The organism is Streptomyces sp. NPDC008125 (assembly GCF_042957125.1).
GTDB lineage: Bacteria > Actinomycetota > Actinomycetes > Streptomycetales > Streptomycetaceae > Streptomyces.
The window spans coordinates 1-12,407 of record NZ_JBIBHR010000009.1; the positions used below are offsets into that span (position 1 = coordinate 1).

At 69.5% G+C, this 12,407-nt stretch carries 11 protein-coding genes; 2 read left to right on the top strand and 9 right to left on the bottom strand.

Translation table 11 applies throughout. The features are described from left to right. Positions 1-346: 346 nt before the first annotated feature. The 3 genes from ACFZAX_RS16795 to thyX form a co-directional block, all read right to left on the bottom strand. The gene (locus ACFZAX_RS16795) at positions 347-2,032 is read right to left on the bottom strand and encodes an RNase J family beta-CASP ribonuclease (protein WP_390962311.1); all 1,686 of its coding nucleotides are present in this window, start codon (positions 2,030-2,032) and stop codon (positions 347-349) included. Between the two features lie 146 nt (positions 2,033-2,178). Continuing rightward, positions 2,179-3,078, bottom strand: a complete 900-nt coding sequence (dapA, locus tag ACFZAX_RS16800; protein WP_390962312.1) for a 4-hydroxy-tetrahydrodipicolinate synthase — start codon at positions 3,076-3,078, stop codon at positions 2,179-2,181. 152 nt (positions 3,079-3,230) lie between these two features. After that, positions 3,231-3,968 carry an FAD-dependent thymidylate synthase gene (gene thyX / locus ACFZAX_RS16805; RefSeq protein WP_390962313.1) on the bottom strand — a complete coding sequence of 246 codons (738 nt, stop codon included), beginning with the start codon at positions 3,966-3,968 and terminating at the stop codon, positions 3,231-3,233. Between the two features lie 173 nt (positions 3,969-4,141). On the opposite strand from thyX, the gene ACFZAX_RS16810 reads away from it, so the two are divergent. Further along, entirely contained in the window at positions 4,142-4,381 is a 240-nt protein-coding gene (locus ACFZAX_RS16810) for a hypothetical protein (RefSeq protein WP_390962314.1), read from the top strand. A gap of 94 nt (positions 4,382-4,475) precedes the next feature. Further along, positions 4,476-5,024, top strand: coding sequence for a hypothetical protein (locus ACFZAX_RS16815; protein ID WP_390962315.1), 549 nt, complete (start codon positions 4,476-4,478; stop codon positions 5,022-5,024). A gap of 95 nt (positions 5,025-5,119) precedes the next feature. On the opposite strand, the gene ACFZAX_RS16820 is transcribed toward ACFZAX_RS16815, so the two are convergent. From ACFZAX_RS16820 to eccD, 6 genes are all read right to left on the bottom strand, one after another. Then, a complete protein-coding gene (locus ACFZAX_RS16820; RefSeq protein WP_390962316.1) occupies positions 5,120-5,575 on the bottom strand; it encodes a hypothetical protein in 456 nt (151 codons plus the stop codon). An 11-nt stretch (positions 5,576-5,586) separates the two neighbouring features. Then, a complete protein-coding gene (gene dapB, locus ACFZAX_RS16825) occupies positions 5,587-6,339 on the bottom strand; it encodes a 4-hydroxy-tetrahydrodipicolinate reductase (RefSeq protein WP_390962317.1) in 753 nt (250 codons plus the stop codon). A gap of 62 nt (positions 6,340-6,401) precedes the next feature. Continuing rightward, on the bottom strand, positions 6,402-7,781 hold the full coding sequence (locus ACFZAX_RS16830; RefSeq protein WP_390962318.1) for an insulinase family protein: 1,380 nt from the start codon (positions 7,779-7,781) through the stop codon (positions 6,402-6,404). Continuing rightward, positions 7,778-9,988, bottom strand: a complete 2,211-nt coding sequence (locus ACFZAX_RS16835) for a polyribonucleotide nucleotidyltransferase (RefSeq protein WP_390962592.1) — start codon at positions 9,986-9,988, stop codon at positions 7,778-7,780. The genes ACFZAX_RS16830 and ACFZAX_RS16835 overlap by 4 nt, the downstream gene beginning before the upstream one ends. A gap of 305 nt (positions 9,989-10,293) precedes the next feature. Further along, positions 10,294-10,584, bottom strand: coding sequence for a 30S ribosomal protein S15 (rpsO, locus tag ACFZAX_RS16840; RefSeq protein ID WP_003965855.1), 291 nt, complete (start codon positions 10,582-10,584; stop codon positions 10,294-10,296). Between the two features lie 218 nt (positions 10,585-10,802). After that, the gene (eccD, locus tag ACFZAX_RS16845; protein WP_390962319.1) at positions 10,803-12,311 is read right to left on the bottom strand and encodes a type VII secretion integral membrane protein EccD; all 1,509 of its coding nucleotides are present in this window, start codon (positions 12,309-12,311) and stop codon (positions 10,803-10,805) included. Positions 12,312-12,407 lie beyond the last annotated feature (96 nt).

The window sequence follows — 12,407 nt, forward strand, 5'->3', positions numbered from 1 at the left end:
ATCAGACTCTTATCTGTCCGATTCCCGGTCGAAGCGGGTCAAGCAATTTTCGCTTTCCAGTTCTTCGCTTTCGCGTTTCCCTTTCCGGCGAGTCCGACTCTACCAGACTCTTTTTCGTTCCGTTTCCGGTCCGATAAGTAATTCCGGCGGCCCGTCGGGGGCCTTTGCCTTTCGGCTAATCCGATTTTATCAGAGATTCTGAGTCGGATTTTTCCGCTCCGATCCGGGTGGCCTCCGCGCACAAGTACGCGCGCTGCTTCCCGTTCGGCGGAGAGCCAAACGTACTGGAGCGGGGTGCCTCGATGCAAATCGAGGCACCCCGCTCCGGTCGGACGGTCGGTGAGGATCAGACCTCGACGACCACCGGGAGGATCATCGGGCGCCGGCGGTAGGTGTCGGAGACCCACTTGCCCACCGAGCGGCGGATCAGCTGCTGGAGCTGGTGCGGCTCCATGACGCCGTCCTGGGCCGACTTGTTGAGAGCTTCCTCGATCTTCGGCACGACGGCGATGAACGCCGCGTCGTCGATACCGGAGCCCCGGGCCTGGATGTGGGGGCCGCCCACGATCTTGCCGGAATTGGTGTCGACCACGATGAAGACCGAGATGATGCCCTCGTCGCCGAGGATGCGGCGGTCCTTGAGGGAGGTCTCGGTGACGTCGCCGACGGAGAGGCCGTCCACGTAGACGTATCCGGCCTGGACCTTGCCGACGATCTTCGCCTTGCCGTCGATGAGGTCGACGACCACACCGTCCTCCGCGATGACGATGTGGTCCTTGGGGACACCCGTCAGCGCGCCCAGTTCGGCGTTGGCCCGCAGGTGGCGCCATTCGCCGTGCACGGGCATCAGGTTCTTCGGCTTGCAGATGTTGTAGAAGTACAGCAGCTCACCGGCCGAGGCGTGACCCGAGACGTGCACCTTGGCGTTGCCCTTGTGGACGACGTTGGCGCCCCAGCGGGTGAGGCCGTTGATCACGCGGTAGACCGCGTTCTCGTTGCCCGGGATGAGCGACGAGGCGAGGATGACCGTGTCGCCCTGGACGATACGGATCTGGTGGTCGCGGTTGGCCATGCGCGACAGCGCGGCCATGGGCTCGCCCTGCGAACCCGTGCAGACCAGCACCACCTCGTCGTCCGGGAGGTCGTCGAGCGTCTTGACGTCGACGACGAGCCCGGCCGGCACCTTGAGGTAGCCCAGGTCGCGGGCGATGCCCATGTTGCGCACCATCGAGCGGCCGACGAAGGCGACGCGGCGGCCGTACTCGTGGGCCGCGTCCAGGATCTGCTGGATGCGGTGGACGTGGCTGGCGAAGCTCGCCACGATGATCCGCTTGTCGGCGTTGGCGAAGACCGTGCGCAGAACGTTGGAGATGTCCTTCTCCGGCGGGACGAACCCGGGGACCTCGGCGTTGGTCGAGTCGGCGAGGAGAAGGTCGATGCCCTCCTCGCTGAGCCGCGCGAACGCGTGCAGGTCGGTGAGCCGGCCGTCCAGCGGGAGCTGGTCCATCTTGAAGTCGCCGGTGGCCACCGCCATGCCCGCGGGGGTGCGGATCGCGACCGCGAGGGCGTCCGGGATCGAGTGGTTGACCGCGATGAACTCGCAGTCGAAGACACCGATGCGCTCGCTCTGACCCTCGACGACCTCCAGGGTGTACGGGCGGATGCGGTGCTCCTGGAGCTTCGCCTCGATCAGCGCGAGCGTGAGCTTGGAGCCGATCAGCGGGATGTCCGGCTTCAGGCGCAGCAGGTAGGGCACGCCGCCGATGTGGTCCTCGTGGCCGTGTGTGAGGACGATGCCCTCCACGTCGTCCAGGCGGTCCCGGATCGTCGTGAAGTCCGGCAGGATCAGGTCGATGCCCGGCTGCTCCTCCTCGGGGAAGAGGACGCCGCAGTCGACGATGAGCAGGCGGCCGCCGTACTCGAAGACCGTCATGTTGCGGCCGATCTCTCCGAGGCCGCCGAGGGGGGTGACCCTCAGGGCGCCCTTCGGGAGCTTCGGCGGCGTACCGAGTTCGGGATGCGGATGACTCAAAAGACTCTCCTTACCACGCACGCCACGTACCGCTTGGGCACGTGGCGCGTGTGTCATTCGTGCACTTGCTGTTGTCAGGGGATGAACGCGTGCGAGCTGTCCTCGCGCAGCGAGGTGTCTCGCGTATTCAGTTGTGAAGTCTGTGGTTACAGCTCTACCCCACCGGCGGCCAGGTCGACCTTGAGCTGCGCCGTCTCCTGCGCGGTGAGTTCCACCAGCGGGAGGCGCAGCGGGCCGGCCGGGAGGCCCTGGAGGGTGAGGGCGGCCTTCGTGGTGATGACGCCCTGGGTGCGGAACACCCCGGTGAAGACCGGGAGCAGCTTCTGGTGGATCTCCTTGGCCTTCTGGACGTCGCCGCCGGAGTAGGCGTCGACCAGCGCGCGCAGGTCCGGGGTGACGAAGTGGCCGACGACGGAGACGACACCCACCGCGCCCACCGAGAGCAGCGGGAGGTTGAGCATGTCGTCGCCGCTGTACCAGGCGAGGCCGGAGCGTGCGATGGCCCAGCCGGCGCGGCCGAGGTCGCCCTTGGCGTCCTTGTTGGCCACGATCCTCGGGTGCTCCGCGAGCCGGACGAGGGTCTCGGTCTCGATCGGCACGCCGCTGCGCCCGGGGATGTCGTACAGCATCACGGGCAGGCCGGTGGAGTCGGCGATCGCGGTGAAGTGCCGGCGCAGGCCCTCCTGCGGCGGCTTGTTGTAGTACGGGGTCACCGCGAGGAGTCCGTGGGCTCCGGCGTGCTCGGCCGTGCGGGCGAGTTCGACGCTGTGACGGGTGTCATTGGTGCCGATGCCGGCGACGACGAGGGCCCGGTCGCCGACCGCTTCGATGACGGCTCGTACGAGCTGGTCTTTCTCCGCGTCACTGGTGGTGGGCGACTCGCCGGTGGTGCCGTTGACGACGAGGCCGTCGTTCCCGGCGTCCACCAGATGGGTCGCGAGCCGCTGGGCGCCGTCGAGGTCGAGTGCGCCGTCCGCCGTGAAGGGCGTGACCATAGCGGTGAGGACCCGCCCGAAGGGGGTCTGCGGAGTGGAGATCGGAGCCATGGGTAACACGCTACTCGTTGCTCGGCCCGGGATGTCCCCTCGGGGGACGTCGATCTTGGAACCCGGCACTGCCTGCTCGGGGGTTCAAGCAGTGCCGGGTCCGTTTGATCAGCCTAGATGAACTTCACGAAAGGCCGCAATACGGACACCGCCTACGGGGCTACCCGTCCGTTTTTGTTGAAGGCGGCATGAGTGAGCGGCATGAGGCGCGCCCAGTGCTCCTCCATCTGCTCGCCGACCATCTCGATCTCGCGCTGCGGGAACGACGGGACGGTCGCCAGCTCGTGCTGGGTGCGCAGGCCGAGGAAGTGCATCAGCGAGCGCGCGTTGCAGGTGGCGTACATCGACGAGAAGAGGCCGACGGGCAGGACGGCCCGGGCCACCTCGCGGGCGACGCCGGCGGCGAGCATCTCCTGGTAGGCGTCGTACGCCTGGCGGTACGAGTCCTCCATGGCGCGCCCCGTGAGCTCCGCCTGCTCGGCGGTGCCGTCGACGAACTCGTACTTGCCGGGGCGGCCCTGCTGGACGAGCTTGCGGGATTCTCCGGGGACGTAGAAGACGGGCTGGAGCTCCCGGTAGCGGCCCGATTCCTCGTTGTACGACCACCCGACCCGGTGCCGCATGAACTCACGGAACACGAAGATCGGGGCACTGATGAAGAACGTCATCGAGTTGTGCTCGAAAGGGCTGCCGTGACGGTCGCGCATCAGATAATTGATGAGACCCTTGGAACGCTCCGGATCCTTGGTGACCTCCTCCAACGACTGCTCCCCCGCGGTCGAGACGCGGGCGGCGAACAGGACGTCGGCATCGCCTGCGGCGTGTTTCACCAGTTCAACGGTGACATCGCTGCGGAAACTGGGCTTCGCGGGCTCGGGGGTGTCGGTCACCGGCGGGGTCCTTCCAATTGCTTCGCTCGGGCGGCGTCCACTCTACGGGGCCGCGTAGAGGGCTCGGCCCGGGGAAAACTCCGAAGGGCCCGCACCGGGGGGCACCGATCCGGCGTTCCGCGCGTCTGACACTTCAGAAGCACCTTCACCACAGTCCGAAGGAGATTTTCCTCATGTTCCGCCGGCGTGAATCCGTCCCGTTCTCGTTCGTAGCCGAGGCCGAGCGGTTCCGCAGCAATGTCACTCCGCCGCCCCGGGAGCGCGCCAGCGTCTCCGAGGTGGCCGGCCGCTCGCTCGTGGGGCTGGTCGTGGTCGCGGGCCTCGTGGGCTCGCTCCTCTTCGGGCTGCCCGCCCTCGACCCCGGTCAGGCACCCGCGCACCACCAGAGGTCCGAAGCGTCCCAGGAGCGCTGACTCGTACGGCCCCCTGGGGTGGTAGCAGCGGGAACCCGTCGGTAGCCTCACCGGGCACAGCAACAACGAGCGTGCTTGTGAGTGAGGATCAGTCGTGCCCCTGCCCTTCCTGACGGCCGACCGCGCGTTCGACGCGGGTGCGGAGGACGTCGCGCTGCCGTTCGACGACCACGACAACTGGCGACGGCCCTACCGTCCCGGACCCTGGCGGGTCTCGGCGGCGGCGGGGCTGCTGCTGCTGTCGTCGTTCGTCCTGTTCGCAGCGGTGATCATCGGTGTGGCCGGTGAGCCTTCGGGCGCACTGCTCTGCATGACGCTCGCCGCGGCGGTGATCGCCTGCGCACTGCGGCTGCTGCGTGTCGGCGCCTGGGTGAGCCGGCACGGTGTACGCCGTGTCGGCTTCTTCCGCACCACCACGGTGGCGTGGAGCCGGACCGGCACGGTCCGTACGGTCCAGCAGCCGGTGAAGTGGCTCGGAATGCCCCGCACCGTGCAGGGTCAGGCCCTGGTCGTGGCCCGTCGGGGCGCCGGCTCGCTGCCGCCGCTGATGACGGACCACGACGCGGACTTCCTGTCCAGGTCCGAGGCGTTCGACCGGGCCACCGACGCCATCGAGGCGTGGGCGGACGAGTACCGGCGCTGACGCGCCGCTGCCCGTTCTCCCCGTTCGGGGCGGTCCAGCACCACCCCCGGTGATCCGGGGTCAGCAAGCCGGTACGCGTCGCCCGACGGGAATGGTCAGGCGGCGCGTACCGGCTTGTGTGCGTGCAGGGCGATGGCCCGCTGCATCGCCTTGCGCGCCCTGGGCGTGTCGCGGGCGTCCTGGTAGGCGACGGCCAGCCGGAACCAGCAGCGCCAGTCGTCCGGCGCGTCCTCGGTCTCCTCCTTGCGGCGGGCGAAGACGGCGTCGGCGGAATCCCGGTCGATCCGGCCGGACGGGGTGCGGACGAGTTCGTCGACCGGAAGTCCGCCCTCGGCCTCCAGCTCCGCGGCGAGGGCGTTGGCCCGCCGGACGAACTGGGTGTTCTTCCAGAGGAACCAGATGCCGATCACCGGCAGGACGAGCACGGCCACCCCGAAGGTGACCGTGATCGGCGTGCCGTGCCGGATGAGGAGCAGACCCCGGCTGCCGGCCAGGACGAAGTAGAAGACCAGGACGGCGGCGGTGACGATGTACGAGATCTTTGCGCGCATGGCGGGGACCGTCAGTTCAGATCGAGGAAGTGTTCCAGCCCGAACGTGAGTCCGGGGGTGGTGACCACGCGGCGGGTTCCCAGCAGGATGCCGGGCATGAAGCTGCTGTGGTGCAGGGAGTCGTGGCGCAGGGTGAAGGTCTCGCCCTCGCCGCCGAGCAGCACCTCCTGGTGCGCGAGAAGCCCGCGCAGCCGTACGGAGTGCACGGGGACACCGTCCACGTCGGCGCCCCGGGCCCCCTTTGGACCGGTCGCGGTGGCGTCCGGCTGCGGCCCGAGTCCGGCCTCGGCGCGGGCGGCGGCGATGAGCTGGGCCGTCCGGGTCGCGGTGCCGGAGGGCGCGTCGATCTTGTTCGGGTGGTGGAGCTCGATGACCTCGACCGACTCGAACCAGGGGGCCGCGGCCTGGGCGAACTTCATGGTGAGGACGGCGCCGATGGAGAAGTTCGGCGCGATGAGCACGCCGGTCTCCGGGGAACCGTCCAGCCAGCCGGTGAGCCGCGCGAGGCGGTCGTCGGTCCAGCCGGTGGTGCCGACGACGGCGTGGATGCCGTTCCGTACGCAGAACTCCAGGTTGTCCATCACCGCGTCGGGGTTGGTGAGTTCCACCACGACCTCGGCGGCGGCCTCCGTGAGGGCCTCCAGCGCGTCGCCCCGGCCGAGGGCGGCCACCAGCTCCAGGTCCTCGGCTGCCTCGACGGCCCGTACCGCTTCCGATCCGATGCGGCCCTTGGCGCCGACGACGGCCACACGCAGCTTGCTCATGTGCTCTGCTTCCTTGATCGAACGGAGTGGGTACGGGCCGTCGGAGCGGCCCGGGACGGTCTTCAGGACACGGCGTGGTGGAGGCGGTCCGCCTGCTTGTCCTTGAGCGGGCCGATGACGGAGAGCGAGGGACGCCGGCCGAGGAGGTCGGCGGCGACGGCGCGGACGTCGTCGGGCGTGACCGCCGCGATCTCCGCCAGCATCGCGTCGACCGACATCTGCTCGCCCCAGCAGAGCTCGCTCTTGCCGATGCGGTTCATCAGCGCGCCGGTGTCCTCCAGGCCGAGGACCGTGGACCCGGAGAGCTGCCCGATGGCCCGGGCGATCTCGTCGTCGGGCAGACCCTCGGTCGCCGCCCGGTCGAGCTCGTCGCGGCAGATCTTGAGGACGTCGTGGACCTGGCTCGGGCGGCAGCCCGCGTACACGCCGAAGAGGCCGCAGTCGGCGAAGCCCGAGGTGTACGAGTACACGCTGTAGGCCAGGCCGCGCTTCTCGCGCACCTCCTGGAAGAGGCGCGAGCTCATGCCGCCGCCCAGGGCGGTGTTGAGCACGCCGAGCGCCCAGCGGCGTTCGTCGGTACGGGCCAGGCCCGGCATACCGAGGACGACGTGTGCCTGTTCGGTCTTGCGGTTCACGACCTCGACCTTGCCGGCGGTGCGCAGGATACGGGAGCCGTCGCGGGGAGCCATCGGCTCGGCGTCGGTGCGCGAGAGCGCGCCGGCCCGGTCGAAGGCCTTGCGGACCTGGCGTACGACCGTGGCGTGGTCGACGTTGCCCGCGGCGGCGACGACCAGGTGCCTGGGGTCGTAGTGCTTCCTGTAGAAGCGGGCGATCTGCCCGCGGTCCAGCGCGTTGATCGTGTCGACGGTGCCGAGGACCGGGCGGCCGAGGGGGGTGTCGCCGAACATGGTGTGCGCGAACAGGTCGTGCACGCAGTCGCCCGGGTCGTCCTCCGTCATCGCGATCTCTTCGAGGATGACTCCGCGCTCGGCATCGACGTCCTCGGCGTTGATCAGCGAGCCGGTCAGCATGTCGCAGACGACGTCGATGGCGAGCGGCAGGTCGGTGTCGAGGACCCGCGCGTAGTAGCAGGTGTACTCCTTCGCCGTGAAGGCGTTCATCTCGCCGCCGACCGCGTCGATCGCGGAGGAGATGTCCAGGGCGCTGCGCCGGCCGGTGCCCTTGAAGAGGAGGTGTTCGAGGTAGTGGGTCGCGCCGTTCAGGGTGGGTGTCTCGTCGCGCGAGCCGACGTTGGCCCAGATCCCGAAGGTGGCGGAGCGTACGGAGGGCAGGGTCTCGGTGACGACACGGAGACCGCCGGGGAGCACCGTACGGCGGACCGTGCCGATGCCGTTGGTGCCCTTGAGAAGCGTTTGGGTACGGGCGACGGCCCGCGCCTTCGAGGAGGCGCGGGCCGTCGTCACGGAACTACGGGACGTCACTTGGAGGCGTCGTCCTTCTCGTCTTCTTCACCCTCGACGACCGGGATCAGGGAGAGCTTGCCGCGGGAGTCGATCTCGGCGATCTCGACCTGCACCTTGGCGCCGACGCCGAGCACGTCCTCGACGTTCTCCACGCGCTTGCCACCGGCCAGCTTGCGGATCTGCGAGATGTGCAGCAGACCGTCCTTGCCGGGCATGAGGGAGACGAAGGCACCGAAGGTGGTGGTCTTGACGACCGTACCCAGGTACCGCTCGCCGACCTCCGGCATGGTCGGGTTGGCGATGGCGTTGATCGTGGCGCGGGCGGCCTCGGCCTGCGAGCCCTGCTGGGCACCGATGTAGATGGTGCCGTCGTCCTCGATCGTGATGTCGGCGCCGGTGTCCTCCTGGATCTGGTTGATCATCTTGCCCTTGGGGCCGATGACCTCACCGATCTTGTCCACCGGGATCTTGACGGTGATGATCCGCGGGGCGTTCGGGGACATCTCGTCCGGGACGTCGATGGCCTCGTTCATGACGTCCAGGATGTGCAGACGCGCGTCACGGGCCTGCTTCAGCGCGGCGGCCAGGACCGAGGCGGGGATGCCGTCGAGCTTGGTGTCGAGCTGGAGCGCGGTCACGAACTGCTTCGTACCGGCGACCTTGAAGTCCATGTCGCCGAAGGCGTCCTCCGCACCGAGGATGTCGGTGAGGGCGACGTAGTGGGTCTTGCCGTCGATCTCCTGGGAGATGAGGCCCATGGCGATACCGGCGACGGCGGCCTTGAGGGGCACACCGGCGTTCAGCAGCGACATGGTCGAGGCGCAGACCGAGCCCATGGAGGTGGAGCCGTTGGAGCCCAGCGCCTCGGAGACCTGGCGGATCGCGTAGGGGAACTCCTCGCGCGACGGCAGGACCGGGACGATGGCGCGCTCGGCGAGCGCGCCGTGGCCGATCTCGCGGCGCTTGGGCGAGCCCACGCGGCCGGTCTCGCCGACGGAGTACGGCGGGAAGTTGTAGTTGTGCATGTAGCGCTTGCGGGTCACCGGGGAGAGGGTGTCCAGCTGCTGCTCCATGCGGAGCATGTTGAGGGTGGTGACGCCCAGGATCTGGGTCTCGCCACGCTCGAACAGCGCCGAGCCGTGCACGCGCGGGATGGCCTCGACCTCGGCGGCGAGCGTACGGATGTCCGTGACGCCGCGGCCGTCGATGCGGACCTTGTCCTTGATGACGCGCTCGCGGACCAGCTTCTTGGTCAGCGCGCGGTAGGCACCGGAGATCTCCTTCTCGCGGCCCTCGAAGGCCGGGAGGAGCTTCTCGGCCGCGATGTCCTTGATGCGGTCGAGCTCCGCCTCGCGGTCCTGCTTGCCGGCGATGGTGAGCGCCTTGGCCAGCTCGGTGGAGACGGCCTTGGTGAGGGCCTCCAGGACGTCGTCCTGGTAGTCGAGGAAGACCGGGAAGTCGCCGACCGGCTTGGCGGCCTTGGCGGCCAGCTCGGACTGCGCCTTGCAGAGGGCCTTGATGAAGGGCTTCGCGGCCTCCAGACCGGCTGCCACGACCTCCTCGGTGGGGGCCTCGGCGCCGTCCTTGACGAGCTGGACGGTCTTCTCGGTGGCCTCGGCCTCGACCATCATGATCGCGACGTCGCCGTCCTCCAGGACGCGGCCCGCGACGACCATGTCGAAGACGGCGTCCTCGAGCTCGGTGTGCGTCGGGAAGGCGACCCACTGGCCCTTGATCAGCGCGACACGGGTGCCGCCGATCGGGCCGGAGAAGGGCAGGCCGGCCAGCTGCGTGGAGCAGGAGGCGGCGTTGATCGCGACCACGTCGTACAGGTGGTCGGGGTTGAGCGCCATGATCGTCTCGACGATCTGGATCTCGTTGCGCAGGCCCTTCTTGAAGGAGGGGCGCAGCGGCCGGTCGATCAGGCGGCAGGTGAGGATCGCGTCCTCGGAGGGGCGGCCCTCCCGGCGGAAGAAGGAGCCGGGGATCTTGCCGGCGGCGTACTGCCGCTCCTCGACGTCCACCGTGAGGGGGAAGAAGTCGAGCTGGTCCTTGGGCCGCTTGGAGGCGGTGGTGGCCGACAGCACCATGGTGTCGTCGTCCAGGTACGCGACGGCGGAGCCGGCGGCCTGCTTGGCCAGGCGGCCCGTCTCGAAGCGGATGGTGCGGGTGCCGAAGGTGCCGTTGTCGATCACGGCTTCGGCGTAGTGGGTCTCGTTCTCCACTAGTGATTTCTCCATACTCGTCGTCTTTCGTCCTGCCGCCCGTGTGGCGGAGGACGGTGCGTGGAGAAGCGCGCCTGGTGTGCGGGCCGGTCTTCGATCGAAGCCCCCGGGCGTTCTTTCCCGGGTGCCACTACCGAGGACCGGCGGCTGCGGGAGCGCGCTTCTCCTCGTACGTTCGGTTCGTGCGGTGGTGCGGGTGGTGCGATGGTGCGTACGTCCAGATTACTGAGGTTGCCCCCGGTAGCGCACGTACAGCAAAGGGAGCGGCCCCCGGGAAGTGGGCACCGCTCCCTCTCACAGCGTGCTTACTTGGCGCCGCCGGCCGCACCGCGGCGGATGCCGAGGCGGTCGACGAGCGCACGGAAGCGCTGGATGTCCTTCTTGGCCAGGTACTGCAGGAGGCGGCGACGCTGGCCGACCAGGATCAGCAGACCACGACGGGAGTGGTGGTCGTGCTTGTGCGTCTTGAGGTGCTCCGTCAGGTCCGAGATCCGGCGGGAGAGCATGGCGACCTGAACCTCGGGGGAACCGGTGTCACCCTCCTTCTGGGCGAACTCGGACATGATCTGCTTCTTCGTAGCGGCGTCGAGCGGCACGCGTACTCCTCTTGATGTTCGATGCGCCCACGAGTGCCCCTGGTCTTGATCTCAGGGGAGCTTCCGTGACTCGGAGGCGAAGGTCCGATGGGCGCTGCCCCCAGAGTGAAACCGGGGACGCGTACACAAACGGCCACCGCACAGACTACCAGCCGTGCGGCAGCGCCCTCGCCGGCCCCTCTCGCGCGTGGGCGGGAGAGGCCCTCAGGGCGCCGGATTCAGCTGGTCAGGGACCGGATCGAGGTGTAGACGTCGAAGACGGCGAGGCAGAGCGGCAGGAGCGTCAGCAGGACGAACGCCTCGGCGATCTCCAGGAAGCGGCCCCAGAACGGGGTGACCCCCTTGCGGGGCACGATCAGCCCTATGGCGGTGATCACCGCGGCGGTCGCGGCGACGGCCGCGGTGAGCCAGATCGTACGGATGTCGAGCGCCGCGGTGTCGCCGCGCAGGGCGTCGATCATGATGCCGACCGGGGGGTTCAGGGCGAGTCCGAGGCCGAGCAGGACCAGCGCGCCGAGGCCGGCGGCCAGCGCGCAGGCGACCTGGGCGGTGTAGCGGAAGAGGTGGGCGCGCATCAGCATGGCGCAGCCGGTGGCCAGTGCCAGCAGCTGCCCGAAGACGTCCGCCGAGAAGCCGAGGACGGCCGCCCCGGCGACCGCCACCATGGCGCAGCCGCCGGCCAGGCCGAGCAGCAGTTCGTGGCCGCGCCGGGCCTGGGCGGTGATCCTGACGGCGTCGACCGGCCCCTGGGGGGCCTGCTCGCCGGTGCCGTAGTCGCCGCTGGTGGTGCGGGGCGGCTCGAAGCCGATGGGGAGGCGGGCGAAGCGGGTGGAGAGGCCGGGCAGGAAGCCGAGCGCCCCGACGGAGAGCGGGGCGCAGACGGCGGCGGTCTCGGTGGGCTCCAGGTCGGTGAGGATGGCGGCGAAGGTCACCAGCACGCCGACGGCCGAGGCGAAGACGAACGCGACGAAGGGGCCGTCGCCGGTGGGGGCGACGATCACCAGGATCACCGAGACGACGAGGACGGCGACGCAGGCCAGCAGGAACTGGAGGCGGCCGATCCCCTCCCCGGCGCCGAGCGGCAGCAGCCCGGACCCGGCGACGGCCCCGTTGACCAGGGCTCCTGTGCCGAGGGCGACGGCCGAGCCCCGGTCCTCGTACACCCGGGCGCGTACCCCGGCGACGGCGAGGAGCAGGACGGCGGCGACCGCGGCGATGACGCCGGGCAGGCCGTGCATGTCGTGCAGCGGGTCGGCGGTCCACAGGACGAAGCCGAGGAGGGCGAGGAGGACCGCGCCACCGAAGAGGCCGGAGCCGCGCATCAGGGCGTCGCCCCAGAGGGTGCGGTCGCGGGCCACGGCGGACGCGACGGCGTCGGAGACGTCGTCGAACACGGCGGGCGGCAGCGATTCGGAGAACGGGCGCAGGGAGAGCAGCTCGCCGTCGAGGATGCGCTGGGCGGACAGGGTGCGTCCGCTGTCGAGCACGGCGCCGTCGCGGCGTACGAGGTGGTAGCCGACGGGCGCGCCCTCGGCGGGGCTCTGTCCGGAGAGCCTGAGGACCTCCGGGTAGAGGTCGGCGAGGGGGACGTCCTCGGGCAGTGCGACGTCGACGCGGCTGTCGGGGGCGACGACGGTCACCCTGCAGAATCCGGTTCCGTTGCTGGACGGGACACCGGGGCCGGTTCGGCCGGGTCCGGTGGTCGCCGCTCGGGCCGTCGTGGTCACCTGTTGCTCCCCCTCTGTTGCGCTGTCGCTGCGATGTCGCTGCCGTGTCTCTCCGCTGGGACGCGCGTTTCGCGCCCCGTCCCGAATGACCGGTTT

Excerpts from the sequence above, each read along its gene's own strand:
- dapA (WP_390962312.1), bottom strand. The coding sequence starts at position 3,078 with ATGGCTCCGATCTCCACTCCGCAGACCCCCTTCGGGCGGGTCCTCACC.
- ACFZAX_RS16810 (WP_390962314.1), top strand. The coding sequence starts at position 4,142 with ATGTTCCGCCGGCGTGAATCCGTCCCGTTCTCGTTCGTAGCCGAGGCC.
- ACFZAX_RS16820 (WP_390962316.1), bottom strand. The coding sequence starts at position 5,575 with ATGCGCGCAAAGATCTCGTACATCGTCACCGCCGCCGTCCTGGTCTTC.
- dapB (WP_390962317.1), bottom strand. The coding sequence starts at position 6,339 with ATGAGCAAGCTGCGTGTGGCCGTCGTCGGCGCCAAGGGCCGCATCGGA.